This window comes from Cobetia sp. 3AK (assembly GCF_029846335.1).
GTDB classification, from domain to species: domain Bacteria; phylum Pseudomonadota; class Gammaproteobacteria; order Pseudomonadales; family Halomonadaceae; genus Cobetia; species Cobetia marina.
The window spans coordinates 36,664-58,894 of the sequence record NZ_JARWKR010000005.1; the positions used below are offsets into that span (position 1 = coordinate 36,664).

General features: G+C 62.3%; 16 protein-coding genes. 3 read left to right on the forward strand and 13 right to left on the reverse strand.

All coding sequences use genetic code 11. The annotated features are described in order from the left end of the window. Positions 1-38: 38 nt before the first annotated feature. From QD228_RS08435 to QD228_RS08450, 4 genes are all read right to left on the reverse strand, one after another. Positions 39-1,037: a TRAP transporter substrate-binding protein gene (locus tag QD228_RS08435; protein WP_279875132.1), complete on the reverse strand. Its 999-nt coding sequence runs from the start codon at positions 1,035-1,037 to the stop codon at positions 39-41. Positions 1,038-1,240: 203 nt separating this feature from the next. Beyond that, positions 1,241-2,248, reverse strand: coding sequence for an AraD1 family protein (gene araD1, locus QD228_RS08440; protein ID WP_279875134.1), 1,008 nt, complete (start codon positions 2,246-2,248; stop codon positions 1,241-1,243). Positions 2,249-2,258: 10 nt separating this feature from the next. After that, positions 2,259-3,431, reverse strand: coding sequence for an L-rhamnonate dehydratase (locus QD228_RS08445; protein WP_077373800.1), 1,173 nt, complete (start codon positions 3,429-3,431; stop codon positions 2,259-2,261). 59 nt (positions 3,432-3,490) lie between these two features. Beyond that, positions 3,491-4,519: a 4-hydroxythreonine-4-phosphate dehydrogenase PdxA gene (locus QD228_RS08450; protein WP_279875135.1), complete on the reverse strand. Its 1,029-nt coding sequence runs from the start codon at positions 4,517-4,519 to the stop codon at positions 3,491-3,493. 336 nt (positions 4,520-4,855) lie between these two features. Here QD228_RS08450 and QD228_RS08455 point away from each other — a divergent pair, with 336 nt between their 5' ends. Continuing rightward, complete coding sequence (locus tag QD228_RS08455) at positions 4,856-5,584, forward strand: FadR/GntR family transcriptional regulator (RefSeq protein ID WP_084208310.1); 729 nt, start codon at positions 4,856-4,858, stop codon at positions 5,582-5,584. A gap of 24 nt (positions 5,585-5,608) precedes the next feature. Here the strand turns inward: QD228_RS08455 and QD228_RS08460 are convergent, their stop codons facing one another. The 5 genes from QD228_RS08460 to QD228_RS08480 form a co-directional block, all read right to left on the reverse strand. Beyond that, the gene (locus QD228_RS08460; RefSeq protein WP_279875137.1) at positions 5,609-6,235 is read right to left on the reverse strand and encodes an XRE family transcriptional regulator; all 627 of its coding nucleotides are present in this window, start codon (positions 6,233-6,235) and stop codon (positions 5,609-5,611) included. 281 nt (positions 6,236-6,516) lie between these two features. Continuing rightward, positions 6,517-6,897, reverse strand: coding sequence for a nuclear transport factor 2 family protein (locus QD228_RS08465; RefSeq protein WP_279856041.1), 381 nt, complete (start codon positions 6,895-6,897; stop codon positions 6,517-6,519). Between the two features lie 134 nt (positions 6,898-7,031). Further along, the gene (locus QD228_RS08470; RefSeq protein WP_279875138.1) at positions 7,032-8,408 is read right to left on the reverse strand and encodes an FAD-binding oxidoreductase; all 1,377 of its coding nucleotides are present in this window, start codon (positions 8,406-8,408) and stop codon (positions 7,032-7,034) included. Between the two features lie 174 nt (positions 8,409-8,582). Then, a complete protein-coding gene (locus tag QD228_RS08475; protein ID WP_279875139.1) occupies positions 8,583-10,328 on the reverse strand; it encodes a BCCT family transporter in 1,746 nt (581 codons plus the stop codon). Positions 10,329-10,870: 542 nt separating this feature from the next. After that, the gene (locus QD228_RS08480; protein WP_347882127.1) at positions 10,871-11,974 is read right to left on the reverse strand and encodes a nitronate monooxygenase; all 1,104 of its coding nucleotides are present in this window, start codon (positions 11,972-11,974) and stop codon (positions 10,871-10,873) included. Positions 11,975-12,274: 300 nt separating this feature from the next. Here QD228_RS08480 and QD228_RS08485 point away from each other — a divergent pair, with 300 nt between their 5' ends. Beyond that, a complete protein-coding gene (locus QD228_RS08485) occupies positions 12,275-14,005 on the forward strand; it encodes a thiamine pyrophosphate-dependent enzyme (protein WP_279875142.1) in 1,731 nt (576 codons plus the stop codon). A 195-nt stretch (positions 14,006-14,200) separates the two neighbouring features. Here the strand turns inward: QD228_RS08485 and QD228_RS08490 are convergent, their stop codons facing one another. The 4 genes from QD228_RS08490 to QD228_RS08505 form a co-directional block, all read right to left on the reverse strand. Further along, entirely contained in the window at positions 14,201-16,429 is a 2,229-nt protein-coding gene (locus tag QD228_RS08490) for a YjbH domain-containing protein (RefSeq protein ID WP_258038200.1), read from the reverse strand. 65 nt (positions 16,430-16,494) lie between these two features. Further along, entirely contained in the window at positions 16,495-17,466 is a 972-nt protein-coding gene (locus QD228_RS08495) for a capsule biosynthesis GfcC family protein (protein WP_279875144.1), read from the reverse strand. 127 nt (positions 17,467-17,593) lie between these two features. Continuing rightward, complete coding sequence (locus tag QD228_RS08500) at positions 17,594-18,415, reverse strand: hypothetical protein (protein WP_279875145.1); 822 nt, start codon at positions 18,413-18,415, stop codon at positions 17,594-17,596. Between the two features lie 5 nt (positions 18,416-18,420). Next, on the reverse strand, positions 18,421-19,533 hold the full coding sequence (locus QD228_RS08505; RefSeq protein WP_279875146.1) for a hypothetical protein: 1,113 nt from the start codon (positions 19,531-19,533) through the stop codon (positions 18,421-18,423). Positions 19,534-21,043: 1,510 nt separating this feature from the next. On the opposite strand from QD228_RS08505, the gene QD228_RS08510 reads away from it, so the two are divergent. Beyond that, on the forward strand, positions 21,044-22,207 hold the full coding sequence (locus tag QD228_RS08510) for a polysaccharide export protein (RefSeq protein WP_279875147.1): 1,164 nt from the start codon (positions 21,044-21,046) through the stop codon (positions 22,205-22,207). Positions 22,208-22,231: the final 24 nt, after the last annotated feature.

Sequence of the window (22,231 nt, forward strand, 5' to 3'; positions counted from 1 at the left end):
GGCGTGCCTCCTTGCATGGGCGAGTCAGGCGAGCGTGATCAGCGCGCGAGGGCGGTGTCGATGCGATCCAGCAGCTCGCTGCCGTGCTTAGCAGTGAACTCGGCGCGTACCGGCTCGGCGACCTTGGCACGCATGCTGGCGGTATCAGGCTCACGTACGACCTGCATGCCTTGCTCCTCGAGGAAGGCCAGATCGCCCTGCTCATTGTCATGATTGAGCTGACGCTGATAGCGGGCCGCTTCCTGAGCTTCTTCCTTGATCAGGGTCTGCAGTTCGGGCGCGAGGCTGTCGAACGTCTGCTTGTTCATGATCAAGGGGGCGGCGGTGTAGGCGTGTGCGGTGAGCGACAGGTGCTCCTGCACGGAGTACAGGTTGGCGGAGCGGATCAGGCTGACCGGATTCTCCTGGCCATCCACGGTGCGGGTTTCCAGCGCGGTATAGAGCTCCGCGAAGGGCATCGGGGTCGGATTGGCGCCGAGTGCCTGGAAGGCGGCGATATGCGCCGGATTCGGGGTGGTGCGCAGGGTCAGGCCGCTGACGTCATCGGCGTTCTCGACCGCGCGTCGCGAGTTGGTGAGATTGCGAAAGCCGATTTCCCAGAAGGCGAGTCCTTCGATCTGCTGCGGCTGCATGGCGGTCAGCAGGTCCTGGCCGATATCGCCATCCAGCACCTGATAGGCCTGCTCACGGGTGTCGAACAGGAAGGGCAGATCGAGGACGTTCAGCTCGCCGACCAGCCCGCTGAAGTAGGGGTTGCCTGAGAGCTCGATATCGATGGTGCCGCTGCGCACGCCCGAGATCATGGCCTGGTCATTGCCCAGCTGACCGTTGGGGAAGATCTTGACGGTCAGTTCACCGTCACTGCGTTCTGCCAGACGTTCGGCGAAGCGTTCGGCGGCCAGATGCTGCGAGTCGGTGACCGGATGCGCATGCGCGAAGGTCAGCGAGGTGGCGGCATGTGCGGGGCCTGCCAGCAGCAGACTGGCAAGGGCGGTGGACAGGAGGGTGGCGGTGGTGTGGCGGGTCGAGAGTGTCATGGCGAAGCCCTTTTCTCGTTATTGTCGTGATGCTTCTGATGCGTACAGGCGTTATTGACGCCGGTGCTGCTGGTGCTATTGGTGTTGCTGGTGCTGGTGCTGTTGGTGTTACCGGCGCTGGTGCTGACGGGCTCAGGGCCGGGTGGTGGCGAAACCCTCCAGGCCCGGATCCCTCCTCTATGGCTCGTACTGATCAAGCGTGCTCACAGCACCGCCATGGCGGATGGCTGCTCAGCGTTGTTGTCGTGGGTCTCGAACGCGACGGGATTGCGCAGTGCACGCCCGAAGGCGGGCAGTTCGATCTCGAAGCGATCGCCTTCCTGCACCTTGATCTGATCGGCGAAGCTCAGGGTGGCGGTGCCGAAGAAGTGCACGTGCAGATCCCCCGGCGCGCGGAACTGGGCGTACTTGAAGTGGTGGTGCTCCAGATTGGCCAGGCTGTGGGCCATGTTGGCCTCACCGGTCAGGAAGGGCTTCTCCCACAGGGTCTGGCCGTCGCGAGTGATGCGGCTGGTGCCTTCCAGATGCTGGGGCAGCTCGCCGATCAGCAGTTCAGGGCCGTAGCTGCAGGCGCGCAGCTTGGAGTGGGCCAGCCACAGGTAGTTGGCGCGCTCGGTGATGTGGTCGGAGAATTCGTTGCCTACCGCGTAGCCGATGCGATGCGGCTGACCGTTGGCATCGTTCAAGTACAGGCCGACCAGCTCGGGCTCTTCGCCGGCGTCTTCGGCGAAGGCCGGCACGCTGATCGCGGTTTCCGGTGCCACCACGATGCTGCCGTCACCCTTGTAGAACCATTCCGGCTGCGCGCCGACCTGCCCCTCGGCGGGCTTGCCGCCCTCGAGCCCCAGGCGGAACATGCGCATCGAGTCGGTGAGGCTTGCGTCATCCTGCGCCTGTGCGGCGGCATGCATGGCGTCGCGGGTATCGGCGCTGCCCAGGTGAGTCAGGCCGGTACCGGTAACGGTGCAGCGCGCGCGATCCGGGTGGGTGACCGGCGGCAGCAGTTCCTGGCGATCAATGGCCTGCTTGTAGTCGACCAGGGTGTGGGAGTAGTGCTGTTCGATCAGTGCGCTGAGCCCGATGCCCCGCTCGATGGCGCGAGAGGCCAGCTCATAGGTGCCGCCCGGGAAGTCGAGCAGGCGCAGCTGGTCGCGGCTTTCGACCACGGCGACCCGCGGGCCGTTGGCGGTGCGAAGTTGGACGAGTCTCATGATGGCTTCCTCACTCGATGATGTTGAACTGATCGAAGTAGTCGCTGTTCAGCTCAAGGCCCAGCCCCGGGGTCTCTTCGTCGAGGTCGATGAAGCCGTTCACCGGCTCCGGGTCACCCTTGAAGATGTAGTAGAAGAGCTCGTTGCCGATCTCGACGTCATGCACCGGGAAGTATTCGCTCATCGGGGAGGCCAGTGAGGCCATGGTGAGGTGGTAGTTGTGCATCTGGCCGGCATGCGGGATGACCGGCACGCTGAAGGATTCGGCCAGGGCGTTGATCTTGCGCGCCGCGGTGATGCCACCGACCCGATTGGTGTCGTACTGGATGACGGAGACGGCACGCTTTTCCAGCAGCTGGCGGAAGCCGTAGTGGGTGAATTCGTGCTCGCCACCGGAGATGGGAATGCTGGTCAGCTGATTGAGTTCGGCGTAGCCATCGATGTCATCGGCGATCACCGGCTCTTCCAGCCAGCGCGGCTGGAAGCGCTCGAGCTTCGGCAACATGCGCTTGGCGTAGTCCAGGTTCCAGCCCATGTAGCACTCGAGCATCAGGTCGACATCCTCGCCGATGACTTCGCGCACGGCGGCGACGCTATCCAGGTTGGCACGTACGCCCTCGACGCCGTCACGCGGACCGTAGCCGAAGCGCATCTTCATGGCGGTGAAGCCTTGATCCAGATAGGACTGGGCCTCTTCCTGCATGCCCTTGAGGTCGGTGCGATAGAGCTTGGAGGCGTAGCAGGGGATCTTGTCCTTGGTGCGTCCACCCAGCAGCTTGAAGACCGGCTTGCCGACCGCCTTGCCCATGATGTCCCAGATGGCGATATCCACGCCGGAAATGGCGGCCATGCCGATGCCCTTGCGGCCCCAGGCGTGGGTGGAGCGGTACATGCGCTGCCACAGGTATTCGTAGTCGAAGGGGTCCTGGCCGATGATCAGCGGCGCGAGGTACTGATCGATGATCGCCTTGGCGATGCGCGGGGCGAGTGCCACGTTGCCAAGCCCTACCAGCCCGTTGTCGGTCTCGATTTCCACCACCGTCCAGCCGTGGAAGCGGAAGGTGCCCATCGAGTCACCCTTGTCCCACAGCTCATCCATGGCGTTGGAGCAGAAGTGGGCAGTGGGGGGGACGGTGTGGCCTTTCCATTCGAAGACGCGAGTTCTGACCTTGGTGATTTTCATCGGATTATCCTTGTTGTGGATGACGTTGGCGCAGATAGGTGAGCAAGAGTGGCAAGGCGTCAGGCCGACGCGGTCTCGAGGCGCAGCGCGCGCAGGTTGGTGCCCATGCGCTTGGCGATCGCGAAGGCATTGCGGGTCGGGTTCACGTCTGCCTTGCCCTGGCCTGCGATATCGAAGGCGGTGCCGTGGGCCGGCGTGGTGATGGGGATCGGCAGGCCGCCCTGGACGGTGACGCCGGACTTGAAGCCCAGCAGCTTGATCGCGATCTGCCCCTGGTCGTGGTACATGGTCACGATGGCGTCGTACTCGCCATCGCGTGCCTTGAGGAAGATGGTGTCAGCCGGGAAGGGGCCTTCCACGGGATAGCCCTGAGCGCGGCACTCGGCCACGGCAGGCGCGATGACATCGATCTCTTCACGCCCGCAGGTGCCGCCCTCGCCACCATGGGGATTGAAGGCGGCCACGGCGATGCGCGGCTGCTCGACGCCGGCCAGTGTCAGCGAGTCATGAATCAGCTGGCTGGCGGCGATGATGCGCTCCTGAGTGACGTACTCGGCGGCATCCTTGAGCGGGATATGCGAGGAAATGCGTGAGGTCCAAAGCGTCCCCAGGGTGTTGAACTCGCAGAAATAGCCCTCGACGCCCAGTGTCTCGGCGAAGAAGTGCAGTTCGTCCTCATGGCCAAGGCCGCCTTTCTTCATCGACAGCTTGTTGAGGGGCGCGAAGCAGATGGCGTCGACTTCCTCGTTCTGGGCCGCTTCCAGGCAACGAGACAGCACCGCGAGGGTCGAGGCGCCACAGGCGGCACTTTCCTCGGCTAGCGTCACCTCCTGCTGTGCCACGCTCTCCACCAGCATCAATGACAGGCCTTCATGTTCACGGACTTCCGCGAAGCTTGTGACGCGTGGCAGCTCGGTGAAGAGCCCGGCCTGGCGTTGGCCCTGCTCCCAAAGCCACTGATCCCCGACCAGCACGCTGTGGGTCTCGGCGAACTGCTCGGGTTCCGCGATCAGGCGAGCGATCAGCTCCGGGCCGATACCGGCGGGGTCACCGAGGGTCAGGGCAATGACAGGGCGTGTTGCGGACATGGGGTCAGCCTCTTGGTGTTGTCGTCGTTGTTGTCGTTGTTGTCGTTGTTGTCGTTGTCGTCGATCGTGTAGATCGTGTCGATGTCGGGCGTGCTCAGCAGTCCGGCCTCTGGCGTGAGGGCCTTCTCAAGACGGTTCAGGACAGTTCAGGACTGTGAAATATCACGACTTGATTGGACTGCTGGTTGGTTTACCGGACCAGTTGAGATGAAAACTAGCCGAGCGCACGATGATTGGTCAAGGATTTCTCGAAAATTGCGACCATGGTCGGTTTTCTGGTGCGTATGATTCGGTTGTCAGTTATTCTGGTATGAAATCTATACCAGTGGGGGCCGCATGAACCAGACGCCTTTCGCCTTCGAGAAAGCGCTGAAGAATCAGACCAAGAAGGAAATTCTCGCCGACAAGCTCATCGAGATGATCCTGACCGGCCTGCTGCGCGATGGGGATGAGCTGCCCAGCGAGCGTGAGCTGGCGCAGCTGTTTGAAGTGAGTCGTGAGACCGTGCGCGGGGGGCTGGCGCTGTTGACGGGCTATGGCCTGCTCAATGTCTCGCATGGCAGCAAGTCACGGGTGTGTGCCAGTGAGGCGGTGATCGACAGCTTCCGCAATCATCCCGCACGTCAGCAGGGCGACGAGCTCAACAATCTGGACATCGAGAGCGTCTTCGAGAGCCGTATCGTGGTGGAGTCGGCCATCGCCCGCCGCGCTGCTCGGCACATCGATGCCGCGGGCCTCAAGAAGCTGGATGCCTTGCTGGACGCCCAGTCCCAGCATTTCGACTCGCCGGTGAACTTCCAGCTCTCGGATCAGAACTTCCATCAGGTGATCGCGGAGTATTCGCGCAACGAGATCTTGATCCGCTACGCCCACGAGCTCTATACCTATGCGCTCAACATTCGTCGCCAGGTCATGGCCGAGCATGGCTCGATCAAGCGCAGCTATGAAGAGCACGTACGTATCGTCGAAGCGTTGCGCGCCGGCGACCCTGACGCCGCCGAACGCGCCATGCTCTCGCATATCGACAGCGTCTATTACACGACGCGGGACAAGATGCCCCGTTGAAGGGGCCTCATGGAGATGAGGGGCTCAGTACTCCACGCCCGTCATCACCCAGACGATGCGGGTCTCGGTCTCGCCGGGGTTGCGAATCCAGTGGGGTTCCTCCCCGGTCAGCGAGAAACTGTCGCCCGGGTTGAGCAGGAAGACCTGCTCGCCGATGGTCAGCTCCAATTGGCCACTTTCCACATAGCCCGCTTCCTCACCGCGCCGCTCACGAGGCGTCTCACCGCCGCTGCCGCCGGGCTGCAGGCGAGTCATGATCAGGATGAGCTGACCGCTCAGGCGGGGGGAGAGCAGTTCTTCCCGTGCACCGATGGCGCTGAGATTCATGGCACGGCGTTGATCCGCGCGCACGACAGTTTCCTGCTCGGCTGCCGAGTCACTCCCGCCCGGCTGGAAGAACCAGCTGACGCGCACACCGAGGGCGTCACTCAGGGCCTGTAGCACCCCGATGGGGAGGGAGGAGACGCCGCGCTCCACCTGGCTCAGATAGCCGACGGATTTTCCGACGCGCTTCGCCAGTTGGCTGAGTGTCATCTGACGGGACTTGCGCAGGTCGCGCAGCTGTCTGCCGATACGACGGTCTTCCTGTTCTGCATTGCTGAGTGCGGTGCTGCCGGCTGATGCCTGTGAGGAGTCTGTCTCCGTGGTCATCCGGTTTCCTCTTGGCAATGGGAGCTGGCGGTCAATGCGTGGCGTTTCATGTAGATGAAAAGCGTGAAGTGGTTTTCATCAGCAAGATTATCAGCATGCGGCGTGGAGAGATAAGTCAGTGACGTTATCAAATCGTCGTGTCGGGACTGGTGTTGATTCAGGGCTCGAGATAGAGGCTTATGAGATAGCGGCTTTTGAGATAGCGGCTTTAGAGATAACGCTTGAGACGCAAAAGGCCAGTCATGATGACTGGCCTTTTGCGTGTGCGCCGGGCGTGAAAATCACCTGGCTGGGGTAAAGGCCGGTCGCTGCTTGCGGAAGGCCTGCTTGCGGGTGATCTTGCCCTTCTCGATGGTGAAGAGATCCACGCTATCGGCCTCGACACGCAGGCCATCGGGCTGGGTCGCCATGAAGGTGCATTCGGAGACGACGCGCTGATCGGCGAAGAAGAACTCGCCCTTGGCCCACTGCACATCGGGCATGGTCGTCCAGGTGTTCACGAAGGCATCGCGCACGGCGGCCTTGCCGACGATACGCGTGCCGTGCGCCTCATCACCGGATACGGTGTCGAAGACCACATCATCGGCGAAGTACTCCATGACGTCATCGATGGCGTGGCGATTGAAGGCATCGAACATGGCGGTCATCTGTTCACGGTTCATGGTACGGGTCTCTGGTGCATGCATGCCGCGAGTGGCATGCCAGTGGGAGGTGCCGCGACGTCATTCGGGAGCGCCGTGGCGTGTTGAGCAACATGAAAGACGGTGGTCGGCGAGCGAAGAGAGCGAGTCGTGGCTCAACTCACCTTGTCCAGCACCTGGAAATACTTGTAGAGCAGATGCTGCCCCATGCGCCGGATCGGCCTGAGCGGATGGGCGGGCAGCGGGGAGTTGAAGATCGGCAGGTGGCGCTCGGGCAGTGACTGACCGGCGATCAGCGTGGCGAGTTGTCTGGAGGCATAGGCCGAGAACGACACGCCGTTGCCGCTGTAACCTTGGGAGTAGAAGATCTGCTGCTTGGGGTCCGGCTGCACGATGCGCGGCATCATGTCGTGGGAGATATCCATCCAGCCATGCGAGAACCACGGTGTCTCGATGCCGGCCAGCGCCGGGAACTTGCGTGCAATGGCGGCATGCACCACATCCAGATGACGAGCATTCTGCGCATCCGCGCCGCTGATGGCGCTGCGCGTGCCGATCTGCAGGCGTTTCTCGGGCAGCAGCCGATAGTAATAGCGCAGCTTGCGGGTATCCGTGGTCAGGATGGTCGAACGCAGGCCGCAAGCCTCGATCTCATCGTCGGTCAGTGTGCGCGTCCACACCGAATTGGCCATGATCGGCATGTTGCGATAGGCGGTCAGTGAGTGGAGGTTGGGGCTGGTATAGCCCGCCGTGGCGATGCCTACCGCGCGTGCCTTTACCGTGCCTCCCGGTGTCTGCAGATAGTGGATGCCGTTCTCTGTCGTCCAGTGTTGCACCGGGCTGCTGGTGTGGATTCTGGCACCATGGCGGCGCGCGATACGCGCATAGCTGTAGGCCAGCTTGAGCGGCTGCACGGCGATGCCCTCGGGCTCCAGCATCGCGCCGTGACTTTCCTGATCGCCCATGAAGTCCCGATGCACCGTCGCACGGTCCAGTGTCCGGGTCCGGTAACCGAGGATGTTGTTGCACAGGCGTGATTCGGCCTCGAGATGCTGCATGGCCTGTGGGCTATGGGCGATCAGCAGATTGCCCAGCGGTTGAGGCTCGCAATCCACTTCCGGGTCCTGGGTCAGAGACTTGAAGACCTCGAAACCCTCGAGACTATTGGCGTGCAGCTGGCGCGCCATGTCGACCCCCCATTTCCTGACCCACTGGCTGCGACTCAGGCGTCCCCAGGCCAGATGGCCCTGGCCGCCATTGCGGCTGGTGCAGCCCCAGCCGATCTGATTGGCCTCCAGCACCACCGCCTTGATGCCGTGCTCGCGTGCCAGGAACATCGCCGTGGCAAGGCCGGTAAAGCCGGCGCCGATCAGCACCACGTCTGCCTCCATGTCGTCAGTGACCGGGCCATCATCCTCGGGAGGCGGGCCGGCATGGTAGCGCCAGTAGCTCGGCGCATAATCCACTCCTTCACCCGGGGAGCTGTCCTTGAGAGGGTCGTAGTGAGGGTTGTAAGGCTGCTTGACAGTCATCGTGGGTCACCATCCGTGTTGTTGTTGGCGATCGTTGTCATTGATGATCAATGTTGCTGGCGATCGTGGTTGTCGGTGATCAATGTCATTGGTGATCAATGGCGGTGCTTGTCCAGGCGCGCTGCGCTCTGGGGTCTCTGCCTGCCCGAGTCGACGTGAGGCGCATCATGCCGCTCAGGTCGCGCCTGGAATGGGTTGGCTTCTCGATCCCGGGAGGGCGTGCGGCGTTGGCGTGGCAGTGGTGCCTGGCGTGGCGGGTGTGACAGCACTCGAGGCTTCCGGCTCAGCGGCTTCGGCAGGCATCGGCCTGGCCTGAGGGGCCGGCTGCATGGCCGTGGCAGGCTGCTCGTGGGTCGCCTTGAGCATGCGATAGACCGAGAACATGTAGGCGATGCTGACGAGGAAGAAGGGCGCACCGACCACGATCGCCAGGCTCTTGATGGCGTTGAAGCCTCCGGCGAGCTGGAAGACGATGCCGGTGACACCGATGATCACGCCCCACAGCAGGCGCATCAGGATCTTCGGATTCTCGTTGCCATTGGAGACCTGCATGGCCGAGAAGAACGAGGCCGAATCCGAGGTGGTGACGGCGAAGACGATGATGTTGAACAGCACCGCGAGGCACAGCCACCAGCCGCCGGGCATGCTCTGCAGCAACAGGTAGATGCCGGATTCCGGATTGCCCTGCACGCTCTCCCACAGCGGCACGATCTGATTGACCTCGGCATAGCCGGCCGAGCCACCCCAGATGCTGAACCACACGATCGACAGCAGCATCGGCACCACCACCACGCCGAACACGAACTCGCGCAGGGTGCGACCGCGGGAGATGCGCGCGATGAAACCGCCGCAGAAGGGGATATAGGAGATGTACCAGAGCCAGTAGAAGATCATCCACCAGCCCACCCATTCGCGCTGTTCGAAGCTGCCCGCGTCGGTCCAGAACTGAGTGACGAAGACGGCGCCGAAGTAATCACCGAACTGCTGGGTGATCATGTTCAGCAGGTACTGCGCCGGGGCATGACCGAAGGCCAGCAGCGCCAGCAATATGGCACCGGCCATGATCATGTTGAGCAGGCTGAGGTACTTGATGCCGCGCTCGATGCCGGTCGCCGCCGATGCCACATAGGCGATGATGATCACCAGCATCACCATGGCCTGACCGAAGGCACCGAACTCGAGCCCGAACAGCACCTTCAAGGCATAGCTGATGGAGGTGACGCCCAGGCCGATCATGGTGGCATTGCCGCCGATGGTACCGATCACGCCAAGCCCGTTGGCAAGCTTGCCCCACAGACTGCTGTTGCAGCGCTCCCCCAGAAGACCGTAGAGGCCGGTGGCGACCGTCAGCGGCTGTCCCAGGCGATAGGCCGGAAAGGCGATGGCCCAGGCGGCCACGGCAAACAGTGCCCAGCCATTCATGCCCCAGTCCATCAAGGTGTCGAGAATCGCGGTCGATACCCCGGCCTGCTGGCCGACTTGATTGAGGTCCTGCACATGCGAGGAGGTGTAGAGATGCGTCAATGGCTCGGCGACGCTGAAGAACACGAAGCCGATGCCCAGTCCGCAGCTGAAGATCATCGAGATCCACGCCACATAGCTGAATTCAGGGCGTGAGTCGTCCGGCCCCAGCCGGATGCCGCCAAAGGGGCTGAGCAACAGATAGAAGCTGAAGATCAGTGTCGCGGCGACACCAAGCACGAAGCTCCAACCGAAGTTGAAGATCAGGAAGTCGCGTATGCCGGACAGCGCCGCGCCGGTCTGCTCCGGTGCCGCCAGGGCGTAGATCATGATCAGGGTGTAGATGCTGAGAACGGGCCAGAACAGCCCCTTGTCGTAGTCGCCAAGCAGACCGGACGAGCGCGGAACGCCATTGCTGCCAGCGCGCTCAGCCGCTGCGGGATTGCGTGTTGCTGTCACTGGGATGCCTCCAGGAAGGGGCCCTGATGCTCCAGCCAGATCTCGTCAGACACCTGACGAGCCGACAGGAATATCGAGAGCAGATTTTATTGTTGTCATGGGAGCGGGGGCTGGGACCTCGTTATTCATCGAACCGGCAAGGTCCCCATTCATCGTCAGTGAATGCGCTGCAGCTGATGCAGCACTCGATGAATCTTCTCGCGTCAAAATGAAAATAGACGGCGGTGTAAATCACGCAAGTGAAATTTTTAGGTATTTTTTCATTTATATGTGAATTGGTAGACTTCTAGCGCTAACGCCTTGAAATAAAGAATCAATTTGGTGCACTGCGCAGATTGGTTCGAGGGTCGAAGGCGGGCGAACAGAGGTAGGGGAGGAACGGGATAGGAAAGAGGAGGTGAGGGGGAGTGTGGAATGTGGAGGGCTGAGTGAGGGGGCTGAGTGTGGAGTGTGGAGTGTGGAGTGCTGAGTGAGGAGTGAGGAGTGAAGCAGCCTGTCAGGAGTGGCACTGCACGGAAGGTGCAGCGCCTTGCTCTGACCCGTTATCTCCGCAACGACATTGCCCTACATGCCATTCGATATTCCTTTCCCAATATTGCCATCAGCTTTCCCGCTGGCATCGCTCTGGCCAGCGGGGCGCCCTGGCCCGCCCACTGTGCCCCGAAACCGGTGTCGCCCTGCGATCTGGCGGCGGCGTTGAGCGCCTTGCCGGCGGCGTAGGTGAGGGGGTAGTCCGGTGGTGTGGGGCATGATGGGTCTTCCATCAGGCGGGCAAATCGATTGGCGAGAATGCGTGCGGGGCGGCCCGAGACGATCGAGGTCATGCGGGTGTCATGCGCTGCCGGTCCTGTGAGGGCATCTCGATAGGCGGCATCGGCGCTGGATTCCGGGCAGGCGATGAAGGCGGTTCCGAGTTGGGCTGCCACGGCGCCATTCGCGAGAGCGGCGGCAATGGCCTCACCATTCATGATGCCTCCTGCGGCAATGATCGGCAGGTGCGTGGCGTCTACCAGCTGCCTGGTCAGGACGGCAGTGCTCAGCTGGGTATCCGCGGCTTTTGGATCAAACATTCCGCGATGGCCTCCCGCTTCGAATCCCTGCGCCACGATGGCGTCCAGGCCGGCCCGCTCGATGGCGCGGGCTTCCCCCTGGTGGGTCGCTGTCGCCATGAGCCAGATGCCTGCCTCCTTCAAGGCGCGGATGAAATCGCGTGAGGGCAGGCCGAAGTGAAAGCTGACGACGGGTGGGCGAGTCTCCAGCAACATCGCCTGCATGTCGGGGTCATCGGCGACGCTGGTATAGAGCGTGTCGAGTCTGGCGGGGGGCGTTGCCTCGAAGGCCTGGAAGTGCGGCGTCAGCCACTCCCGCCAGGCGCTCTCGCGAGCAGCGTCATGTGTCGGGGTCGGGTGCACGAAGACATTGACGTTGAAGGTCCTGTCGGTCAGCGCTTGCAGTTCTGTGATCATCCTGCGGGCGCCGTCGGCATCCGTGGCACCGACGCCGATCGAGCCCAGCCCGCCTGCCTTCGAGACCTCGGCTGCCAGACGAGGCGTCGAGACACCTGCCATCGGGGCCTGAATGATCGGCCATTGCATCCCCATCCTCTTCAGCATTTTCGTTCTCCCCAGCATCGTTCTCTCCGGCATTGCGCTCTTTCCGGCATTGCGCTCTCTCCAGTATTGCTCCATCCAGCATTGCGCTCTGCTCTGCATGCACACTCTGCCTGTTCACTCCGCCTGTGCACGCCGCGCGGCGTGATCAGGCGGAGTGGCTCGGGCGCCTCAGGCTCATGCTACGCCGCACGCAACGCCGTGTGCCACTTATGCCTTGCGCCCTCACCATTGCATTTCCTCGGGTCATCCCAACGTCTTGTTTACTGTTTATTCGAATGAGTGAATGCATTGCTCATCCTTCACCGCAACTCAACGGAAAAGGAAAGCGCCCCCATGTCCAAGTCCCATTCTTCGGCCCATAGTGTCTCCGAGATCATCACCGAATCCCTGCTCGAGGCAGGTGCCAAGCGCTGTTACGGCATCGTCGGCGATACCATCAACCATTTCACCGACGCCATCCGGCGCTCCGAGATGGAGTGGGTGCATGTGCGGCATGAGGAGGTGGCCGGCTTCGCGGCAGGGGGCGAGTCCTTCATCAGCGGGGAGCTGACCTGCTGTGCCGGCACCTGTGGCCCGGGGAGCACCCACTTTCTCAATGGTCTGATCGAGTCGCATCGCAATGGCGCACCGGTGGTGTTCATCGCCTCGCAGATCGATACCGCCGAGATGGGCGTGGGCTTCCCGCAGGATGTGGACCAGAAGGCGCTTTATTCCCAGTACAGCGTGTTCTGTGAATACCTGACCAATCCCGAGAATGCTCGCCGCATGGTGGCCATCGCGGCGCAGAAGGCGCTGGCGGAAGGTGGGGTCGCGGTGCTGATCGTCCCGGGGGACCTTTTCCCGCAGAAGCCGAAGGCCTCGCTGCCCTGGCGTGCCCACCGCTTCTCGCCGGTGATTCGTCCGAGTGAGCAGGAGCTGGCCGCCGTCGCCGAGGCGCTCAATCAGCCGGGCAAGGTGTCGATCTACGCCGGGGTCGGCTGTCAGGATGCGCAGGAAGAAGTGCTGGCATTGGCACGTCGCCTCAAGGCGCCGGTGGCCTGGACGTCGCGTGCCAAGGACTTCATCGAGCCCGACAATGAACTCGAAGTCGGCATGACCGGCGTGTTCGGCCTGCAGGGCGGCTACGAGGCCGTTGCGGAATGTGACACCTTGCTGCTGCTGGGCTGCAGCTTTGCCTGGTCCCAGTTCTATCCGGACAAGGCCACCGTGATCCAGGTGGATCTCGACCCCGGCAAGATCGGTATCCGTCATCCGGTGGATCTCGGTGTCGTCGGTAGCGTCAAGGACACCTGCGACGCGCTGCTGACCCGCGTGGACCCGCGTGACGACAGCGGCTGGCTTGACAGCTGCCGCAAGAAATATCTCGAGGCGCGCGACGAGGCCGCCGTCACCTCCGACGATGAGCATCTGATTCACCCGCAGGAGCTGACTCTGGCGCTGGACCGCCATGCCAGTGAGGACGCCGTCTTCACCGCCGATGGCGGTAGCCCCATGGTGTGGTGTCTGCGTCACATCCGCGCCAACGGCAAGCGCCGCACGCTGCCAAGTCTGATGCATGGCACCATGGCCAATGCCTACCCTCAGGGCATCGGCATCCAGAAGGCCTACCCTGAGCGTCAGGTGATCGCCATGTGCGGTGATGGCGGTCTGTCGATGCTGATGGGGGACCTGCTGACCCTCAAGCAGGAGAAGATCCCGCTCAAGATCGTCATCTTCAACAACAGCACGCTGGGCTTCGTGGAGCTCGAGCAGAAGGTCGAGGGCATCCTGGATACCTACACCGAACTCGAGAACCCCGACTTCTCGCTGGTCGCCCAGTCCATGGGGCTGTGGGGACGGCGTGTCGAGGAGAAGCACGAGCTGGATGAGGCAGTGCAGAGCCTGCTGGCCCAGGACGGCCCCGGGGTGCTCGAGGTCAAGGTCAACCGCATGGAGCTGGTGATGCCGCCGCACATCGAAGCCGGGCAGGTCGCTTCCACCGCGCTCTACTCCGCCAAGGCGGTGCTCAATGGGCGCATGGATGACGTGGTCGATCTGGTGCGCAACAACTTCACCGGGCGGTGAGTATGGTGTGAGAGATTGTGGCCCACTCATGCCTTCGCTCAAGAAGGCATGAGTGAAGGCGCAGACCAGAAGGCGTATACGACAAGGCCCCGATCCAGAGGATCGGGGCCTTGTCGTTGGCACGGCAGGTGACAGAGGGAAACTTCAGCACGATCGGCCTTGTCTGCGGGAGCAGAGGTCAGCTCGCGGTCAGGATCACTTCCATACCTGTGAGGCGAAACCGCGCCAGTAGTCGTCCATGTCGCGATAGCTGGTCATGTCATACAGGCTGAACTTGCGATTGAGGCGGGCGCCACCATCACGCGTCAGCGGATTCCAGGCCAGGCCGACATTGTCGCGGGTGGAGTGCATGAAGAAGGCATCCAGCGGCAGCACGATGTAGAGGCCCTTGTCAAAGCTACCCTCGCCGAAGTCATCACCGGCATCGGTGAAGGTGGCCCAGGCCCCCATGCGTGCGCCATTGGCGAAGCCGCGCGAGACATCCAGCGTCACGCCGACATCTTCTGCCAGATAGCGGCCGATACTGGCCTTGGCCAGCACATCCTCGTAGCCGGTATCCCAGTAGACGCTGGCATGGCCGGTGGTGGTGGAGTAGTCGCGCAACCCGAACTGCTGGTCGAATTCACGCTGCTTGACCCAGTTCACATCGACCCCGTAGGCCAGTGGAGAGCCCAGCGGACGATAGAGCACCTCGGCGCCGACACCGGCATACATCATCTCCAGGATGCCGCCATAGGCCATACCGTACCAGTCACGCCCGAACTGGTGGGTGCGGGTGTACTGCAGGTTGTCGATACCGACGTCGGTCTCTTCGATATAGCGCCCGATATAGGAGCGAACCCTGGGCAGCTTGGAGTCCGAGATGTAATCGAACTTGTCGAAGTTGTCGAACAGGGTCAGCTGCGCCGAGCCGGAGAGCCAGCCGTGGCGATCGGTACGCCAGGCGGCGGAGCCGCGCAGGTAGGCTTGATAGAGATAGCCATCCGGGCCGCCGATGTTCTGGTTGAGGCCGGGGGAGAAGCCGGCGCTCCAGCGATCATCGGGATTCTCGAGCAGTACCTTCTCACCCGGGTAGCGTGCGGCACCTTGTGCCTCGTCACTGTCGGGTTCGGTGGCGGCCAGCGCATAGACGCCATGGGTATAGCGCAGCTGCTGGCGGGCGTCGTGACCGGCGTTGACGATATCGGCACGCTGGTGGACATCTTCCCGGGTATCCAGGCCGCCGGAGCGCAGGCGGTAATGGAAGCTCTCGAAATAGTCATCCAGGCGGTTGTGCAATACGCGGTTGGCACGGCCTTCGGCCTGTGCGGTCGAGCGGAAACGCGTACTCTCGCCGCTGACGATCAGCGCCGTGCCTTCGCGGGACAGGCTATCGACACGAATGCCGGATTGCGCCTGGATCTCGCGGGACAGCTCAGGCCAGCTGACCTGGTTGCGTGAGGGGGCTTCTGCCTGCAAGGCCTCCGGCGGGCGATCCAGCTTGGCCTGGGAGAGCCCGGCGAGATCCACCCCGAAGTTGACGCCCAGCATCGCGGTATTGCCACGCTCCCAACCGGCCTTGAGGGTCAGGTTGTCGGTCACGCTCAGGCGAGCGCCCAGATTGATCGGGCTGTCCTGCGCTTGATCGTTGTCCTGTGGCTCGCTCTGATAGTCGTTGCCATCCAGCTCTACCATCATCACCAGCGGGTCCCACGGGGTCTGCCATTCCACGCCGCCAAACACGCCCATGTCGCCCTTGAACAGGCTGTTGAGGGAGAACTCGCCACCCTGGTCACCGCCGGTCTCGCCGCGACCGGGACGGTCGTTGTAGCTGTCGCGTATCCAGCCGATCGGGTTGGAGAGATCCCCGCGAGAGCCCAGATACCCCCAGCCCAGCCCCAGCGTGAAGTCCAGGTCATACCAGCGCTTGCTGGCGACCAGATATTCACTGCCGAACAGGCTGGTACCGCCCATGTCGCGCAGGCCGACCGCGAGCTGCGGCAGATAGCGGCTCTCTTCCCACAGGCGGATCTTGGCATCGACCCCCTTGTCCAGATAATCGCGGTCACCGGCGATGGATTCGCCATACAGGCGGTTGGTGACCTCGGTATAGCGAAAGCCCACTTCCAGCCAGTCAAGCGGCTGCAGGCTGACGTTATAGCGCTGATACGGTTCGACCTGGCTGTAGGAGAAGTGGATGCTGCCCGGCTTCTGCATGCGCGCGGTCGGTGTCTGCATCAGCCCGACGCCGCCGAAATCCGATTGACCATGCCCCAGGCCGCTCAGGCGGCTCTCGACGGGCTGCGGACCATCCAGCACGCCGGCGTGGCTCACGGGGGCCAGCATCACGCCCGCGCTGAGCAGCGCCAGCCTGCGGATGATGCGTGGCAGCGGGGCCAGACGCGGCCTGGCCTGCATGGCGGGAGAAGAGGGGAAATGATGCATGCTGTCTGCTGCCATCCTTTGCTTGCCTGAGCGCGAAGCGTGCGGCGGGTTCATGGACGCCTCGCTCATGGGGTCTCACTCTCGTCGGATGCGGGCGCCGACGCGTCGGCGGGGGCGTTGTCGGCCGCCACCTTCGCCTCAGCCGTGCCTTCTGAGGCTTTCGCTTCTGCCGCCTCAGGAGAGGCGTCCAGCTCACGCAGCGACAGCAGGTACTCCGGCGCCTGGGGGTGGCCCGTGATGGCATCCAGGCTGCGGCACGCCTTGCCCGGCCATTGCAGGCTCAACCACTCGGGAAGACTGCGATTGACCCAGGCCGCCGAGGGCGAGAGGCGCGGCAGATGGATCACGACACGATCCCCCGGTGCCAGCGTGTAGGGCTGCTCGTTCCAGGCGCTGATACCGCGCTCGATCACTCGGCCGCTGAGCGTGATGACACTGGCGCTCTCGGCGCTGGTCCGTGCGCCCGGCAGGCCGGCGATGGCCTCGCGCAGGGTCAACTCTGGCCGCCAGTCAAGCTGACGAACGCCCACGGCGCTCCACAGCTGCAGGCGTGTCTCGGGCTGGCATTGCCCGATCCAGTCATGCGTGCTGAGCGGGATATCCAGGCGCGGGAAACGCCACAGCGCGATGGGATCGATACGCCCCACCTGACGGCCGCCGATCGGCGTGCGCTTTACGATCTGCATCCAATGCTTGAGCCCCGCGGCGGGCAGACGCTCATCGAACACCGCCTGTGAACTCAGTTGACGCAATTCGAAGAACAGCCGACGCCCCAGCTGGCGGGAGTGCTCACGTGCCTGCCGGGTCGCCACGAAGGTGTGCGGCCATTCAATGCCGTGCTCACCCCTCAGTTCGTCGAGGTGACGTGACAGTGCCTCGCTGATGGTCAGCGTGGTGGGTGGCTGAGCGCGGTCAGTCGCGGCTTCAGCGGCAAACGCTGGCGCAGGCGTCAGGAATGCGCCTGACGCGGCCATCAGAGAGCCGAGCAGTGCGGTGGACAGGACGGCCTTCAGACGTGTTGGCAGATAAGGTTTCACGACACCTCGACGAACAGGAGAATGGCCGTCGGCTCCCCCGCGAGGGGCGACGTGATCAAGGCGCTGACGCCGGTGGCTGTCATGCCATGTACCGTCTTGCCAGGCACTTTCATGCCGGGTACCACGCTTACCACCAGGCACGTGCCACCTCCCAACGCCAATGGGGTGAGACAGGCCAGGCCTGAACCTCTGCAGCCCAGATTCTGGGAGAGGCATCCGGTGCCATGGCGGGCGCCACCGCGTAGTGATTGACGCTCAACGAGCCGTCGCTCCAGTGAATGCTCTCCTCACAGCGGGCGACGCGTTGCTCGCCAAGCGGGAAGGGCTGCACGCTCGGCGCGGCACACGACCAGTCGGCACGTCCCTGGGCATAGCCCTCGGTGCCATCGGCGCGTTGCCAGCGCGTGCGTACGTGGTAGCCGGGAGCAGGCTCGCCAGCGGCCAACGCGGACATCAGCGTGGTCAGGCGAGTCTCGCGATGCATGTCCAGGAGGTCGCTGTCGAAGCCGGCGGTGCCGGTCAGCCAGCCGTTCTCCAGGCGAACGAAGGCGTGGTCCGCGGTTTCAAAACGGGCCAGTTCTGTCGGAGGCGACGAGGGAGTCGTCACTGTCCCGGCAGAAGTGGCGGAAGATGATGAGGCTCTCGGTGAAGGCAGCTCGTGGTCTGCTTGTGTCGGACTCGCGTTCGTGGCGCTGGGGGGGCGGGAACTGACAGTCTCAAGTGACGCCAGTACCACCATGCCGGTGTTGCCGTCGTAGCGTAGACGCAGCGACGCGTAGGGCAGGGCGCGCGCGTGTTCGGCATCGAATTGATCGCTGCCGAACACGGCGCTCGCCGTCTGACCCAGCTGCCCCTGCTCAAGCGCGGAACAGCCGCCAAGCAGCAGTGCGCCGGACACGAGCAAAGGGGCCGCCAGGCGACCCCCCATGCTGATGGATGTCGAGATCATGATGATCAGAAAGTACCTGTCGTGCCGGTGGTGCCTGTCGTCCCGGTAGAACCGGTGGTGCCGGTCGTGCCCGTGGTACCTGTCGTGCCGGTGGTGCCAGTGGTACCTGTCGTGCCGTCCCCATCGCCCGGCTCGCCGCCTTCATCCGGGTTACTGCCATCGTCGGGATCGGTCGTGCCGGTAGAGCCGTCGCCGTCACCCGGATCGGTGGTGCCAGTGGAGCCGTCGCCGTCACCCGGATCGGTGGTGCCAGTGGAGCCGTCGCCATCGCCCGGATCGGTGGTGCCAGTCGAGCCGTCGCCGTCACCTGGATCGGTCGTGCCAGTGGAGCCGTCGCCGTCACCCGGATCGGTGGTGCCGGTCGAGCCGTCGCCGTCACCCGGATCGGTGGTGCCAGTGGAGCCGTCGCCGTCACCCGGATCGGTGGTGCCAGTGGAGCCGTCGCCATCGCCCGGATCGGTGGTGCCAGTGGAGCCGTCGCCATCACCTGGATCGGTGCCGCCGTCGCCCGGATCAGTGCTGCCATCGCCGCCATCACCCGGATCGGTGGTGCCAGTCGAGCCATCGCCGTCACCCGGATCAGTGCCGCCATCACCCGGATCAGTGCCGTCGCCGCCACCATCACCCGGATCAGTGCCGTCGCCGCCGCCATCACCCGGATCAGTGCCGCCATCGCCACCATCACCCGGATCAGTGCCGCCATCGCCGCCATCACCCGGATCAGTACCGCCGTCACCACCATCACCTGGATCAGTGCCGCCATCGCCACCATCACCCGGAACAGTACCGCCGTCGCCGCCGTCACCCGGATCAGTTCCGATATCGCCGCCAGTGCTACCACCACTACTGCCATCGCCACCAGATGCGACAGTCGCCGCGACGCCCACTGCCGCTGCGAGGCCAGCGGCAACGGCGGCGATGCTGCCGGCTGCCATGCCACCGGCTGCGCCGGCACCTGCGGCAGTGCCACCACCGCTGCTACTGCCCGTACTTGTGGAAGAGCCGGTGGATGTCGTGTCCGTCTGCGCTGGCGCTTCACTTTCCGCGCGCGCGATCCCGGCAACGAGAGGGGATAGCGCCAATCCCGCGATGACCAATGTTGTAGCAGTACGTTTCATGAGAGGGCCTTATCTCCTGCAGAGTACATCTGCACATCTGGTTGTGATCGTGATGTCCTGCCGATTGGTTTCCCATTGGCACCAATCGGCAGGTCATGCACATTTTTATGACAAGACTTGAACAGAGTTGGAACAATGCGCCCGGCATGCGAGTGAAAGAAGCAAGCGTACACTCAAGCCATGACATTCTCATCAATGACAGGTGAAATCAGTTGAAGCATGGCGCATCTAGTGATAATGCGAGCCATCTTAGCGTATTCCCATTCTTTAGAGAATCTCATTTCACCCGCTGGCAGAGATATGGGAGCCAATGTGACGTCTTCACCTACCGAAATCATATCGGGCCTTATATCTGTCAGGGGGCTGAGCTTACTAAATCCGACGAGTGAAAGTCATTATAAGAAGGTGCTTAATTAATCTCTTGGGGATGGTTTGTCTAATGCTTGTCGGGGCTTGTTGTGGTTCTGAATGTATATTTGCGTATCGTTGCGTAACTCTTTGGAGGCGTGTGAGTACTGCTGCGTCGCACATAGCAGACGCATGGTGGGTCTTGTCAACTGTGATCAGTACAGTGAAAAGTGGGTCAAATGACAGGAAATTGTTTTTATATCAGTATCTTATCAGATATTTGGTGCCAGAATCTCACGCCTGGACCTGAATGAAATGTGAAAAACTGGTGGATGAATTGCGTGATTTTACAGTATGATGCTCACCTTATTTGTCACCGCCGTGTTGCGAAAAGGCGACAGGGTTGGCAAGGATGCGAACCAGATTGATAGGAAATCAAGCACCACAGAGGTTGTCGTGTGCTCCTCTGGCAAGTGACACATTCTCCTACCGCTACTGCTGGCAATCTTCTTTCTTGTCAATCACGCCTGCATCTGACTCGCTGGTGACGTGCTTTTTTGCGTAAAAAAGTTCTTGTACTGCCAATGTCATGGTTGAGTCACTCAAACGCTATAGCGTCAAGACACAAAGCAACTTCATGAGCTCGACATGCCTGCGTGTGATGGATGAATCCTCACGCCTCAAGGCGATGCTCACTATGTGCTTTCTGTCTTGAGGTGATGCTTTATGTCTCGCCTAATGAAATCAAGAGAAGGAGTCAAGGCCATCCGGCATTGAACTCGAGAACTTCGTTTCAAGGCGCCACATTGCATTGCCGCTTTCCCTATGACTTCTCGTAACGCCCTTTCCAGGGTGGGGAAACGTTCGTCTTAAAATTCTTGAATTGTTTCCATCGTGGAAGCAATTCTGTCGCGTCATCAGCAGTCTCTGCTGGTGGGCGTGTCCGGGCCTTGGGGTAAGCGCCGTCATATACCTCAGGGCGGTAGCGTGCCTGAACGCTGAATGGCTCAGAGGTGCACCACCTCGGTTCCTGGGCACCGAACCAGCGTTTCTTCCTGACGATCCATCGTCTTTCATCGCTTCAGCACTCATGGCGGATGTGCCTTGCCAAGGCGCGCCGGGTGAGCTGCTTACTTCATCTTGCAGGTTTCGGGGGTTTTACATGATCAAGGTCACCATGTTTGGCAAGGGCTGTGCGCTGAAGCCGCGCCCCCGCCTGGCAATGACCACCGCGCTGTTGATTGCCATGTTGTCTACCACCGGCTGTGCCTTTGCCCCCGGTGGCAACATGGATTATCAAGCGGAAACGGCTCCCCTGGATGACGCGCTCGAGGTCCGGCCCATCACCTTTGGCATGGTAGATGCCCTGAAGGACAGTCACGGGAAGGCCCAGCGTGACAACGAGACGCTGGAACAGCAGCTGGCCGATTACGATTACCGTATCGGCCGAGGGGATGTGCTCAACATCATCGTCTATGACCACCCCGAACTGACCATCCCGGCCGGCTCCGAGCGCAGCGCCATCGAATCAGGCAACAGCGTTCACAGTGACGGCACCATCTTTTATCCCTATATCGGGCGCGTGAAAGCGGCGGGGCTCACCGTCAAGGAATTGCGGGCGGTCATCGAGCGTCGCCTGTCCGGCTATATCGCCTCCCCGCAGATCGATGTGCAGGTGGCGGCATTCAAGTCCCAGAAGGTCTATGTCACCGGGCAGGTGGAAACGCCGGGAATCCTGCCGATCACCAATGTGCCGCTGACCATCCTCGACGCCGTCAATCAGACAGGCGGCCTGTCGCCGCTGGCCAACTGGCACGACGTGGTACTGACACGTGATGACAGTGATGAGCACTTCTCGCTGTATGACCTGCTACAAAACGGCGCGCTGAGCAACAACCGTCTGCTGCGCGACGGCGATGTGCTGCACATCCCGGATGTGGGCAATCAGAAGGTCTACGTGATGGGCGAGGTGCAATTGCCGGGCAGTCTGGCGATGGGCAATTCGCGTATCTCGCTGACGGATGCCATCGCACAGTCTGGCGGTATCGATGAAGGCCAGGCAGATGCCAAGGGCATCTTCGTCGTGCGGCGCGCGGACACCAGCACTGGCAAGCTGGCGACGGTCTACCAGCTGGATGCGCGTGATTCGGCGGCCTTCGTGATCGGTGCGGAATTCATGCTGCAGCCCTCGGATGTGGTCTACGTCACGGCCGCGCCGCTCAGTCGCTGGAACCGTGTCGTCAACCAGCTGATGCCGACGCTGACCGCCGTCTATCAGGTGACGCGTTCCGCCAGTGATTTCGATGACCTGCGCAGTGATGATTGATCCGCGTCATCCTCCCGTCTCCCT

Coding starts and splice junctions, on each gene's coding strand:
- QD228_RS08480 (WP_347882127.1), bottom strand. CDS start 11,974: ATGCCGGAGAGAACGATGCTGGGGAGAACGAAAATGCTGAAGAGGATG.
- araD1 (WP_279875134.1), bottom strand. CDS start 2,248: ATGAGACTCGTCCAACTTCGCACCGCCAACGGCCCGCGGGTCGCCGTG.
- QD228_RS08510 (WP_279875147.1), top strand. CDS start 21,044: ATGATCAAGGTCACCATGTTTGGCAAGGGCTGTGCGCTGAAGCCGCGC.
- QD228_RS08505 (WP_279875146.1), bottom strand. CDS start 19,533: ATGAAACGTACTGCTACAACATTGGTCATCGCGGGATTGGCGCTATCC.
- QD228_RS08485 (WP_279875142.1), top strand. CDS start 12,275: ATGTCCAAGTCCCATTCTTCGGCCCATAGTGTCTCCGAGATCATCACC.
- QD228_RS08435 (WP_279875132.1), bottom strand. CDS start 1,037: ATGACACTCTCGACCCGCCACACCACCGCCACCCTCCTGTCCACCGCC.
- QD228_RS08465 (WP_279856041.1), bottom strand. CDS start 6,897: ATGAACCGTGAACAGATGACCGCCATGTTCGATGCCTTCAATCGCCAC.
- QD228_RS08500 (WP_279875145.1), bottom strand. CDS start 18,415: ATGATCTCGACATCCATCAGCATGGGGGGTCGCCTGGCGGCCCCTTTG.
- QD228_RS08445 (WP_077373800.1), bottom strand. CDS start 3,431: ATGAAAATCACCAAGGTCAGAACTCGCGTCTTCGAATGGAAAGGCCAC.
- QD228_RS08455 (WP_084208310.1), top strand. CDS start 4,856: ATGAACCAGACGCCTTTCGCCTTCGAGAAAGCGCTGAAGAATCAGACC.
- QD228_RS08490 (WP_258038200.1), bottom strand. CDS start 16,429: ATGCATCATTTCCCCTCTTCTCCCGCCATGCAGGCCAGGCCGCGTCTG.
- QD228_RS08450 (WP_279875135.1), bottom strand. CDS start 4,519: ATGTCCGCAACACGCCCTGTCATTGCCCTGACCCTCGGTGACCCCGCC.
- QD228_RS08460 (WP_279875137.1), bottom strand. CDS start 6,235: ATGACCACGGAGACAGACTCCTCACAGGCATCAGCCGGCAGCACCGCA.
- QD228_RS08470 (WP_279875138.1), bottom strand. CDS start 8,408: ATGACTGTCAAGCAGCCTTACAACCCTCACTACGACCCTCTCAAGGAC.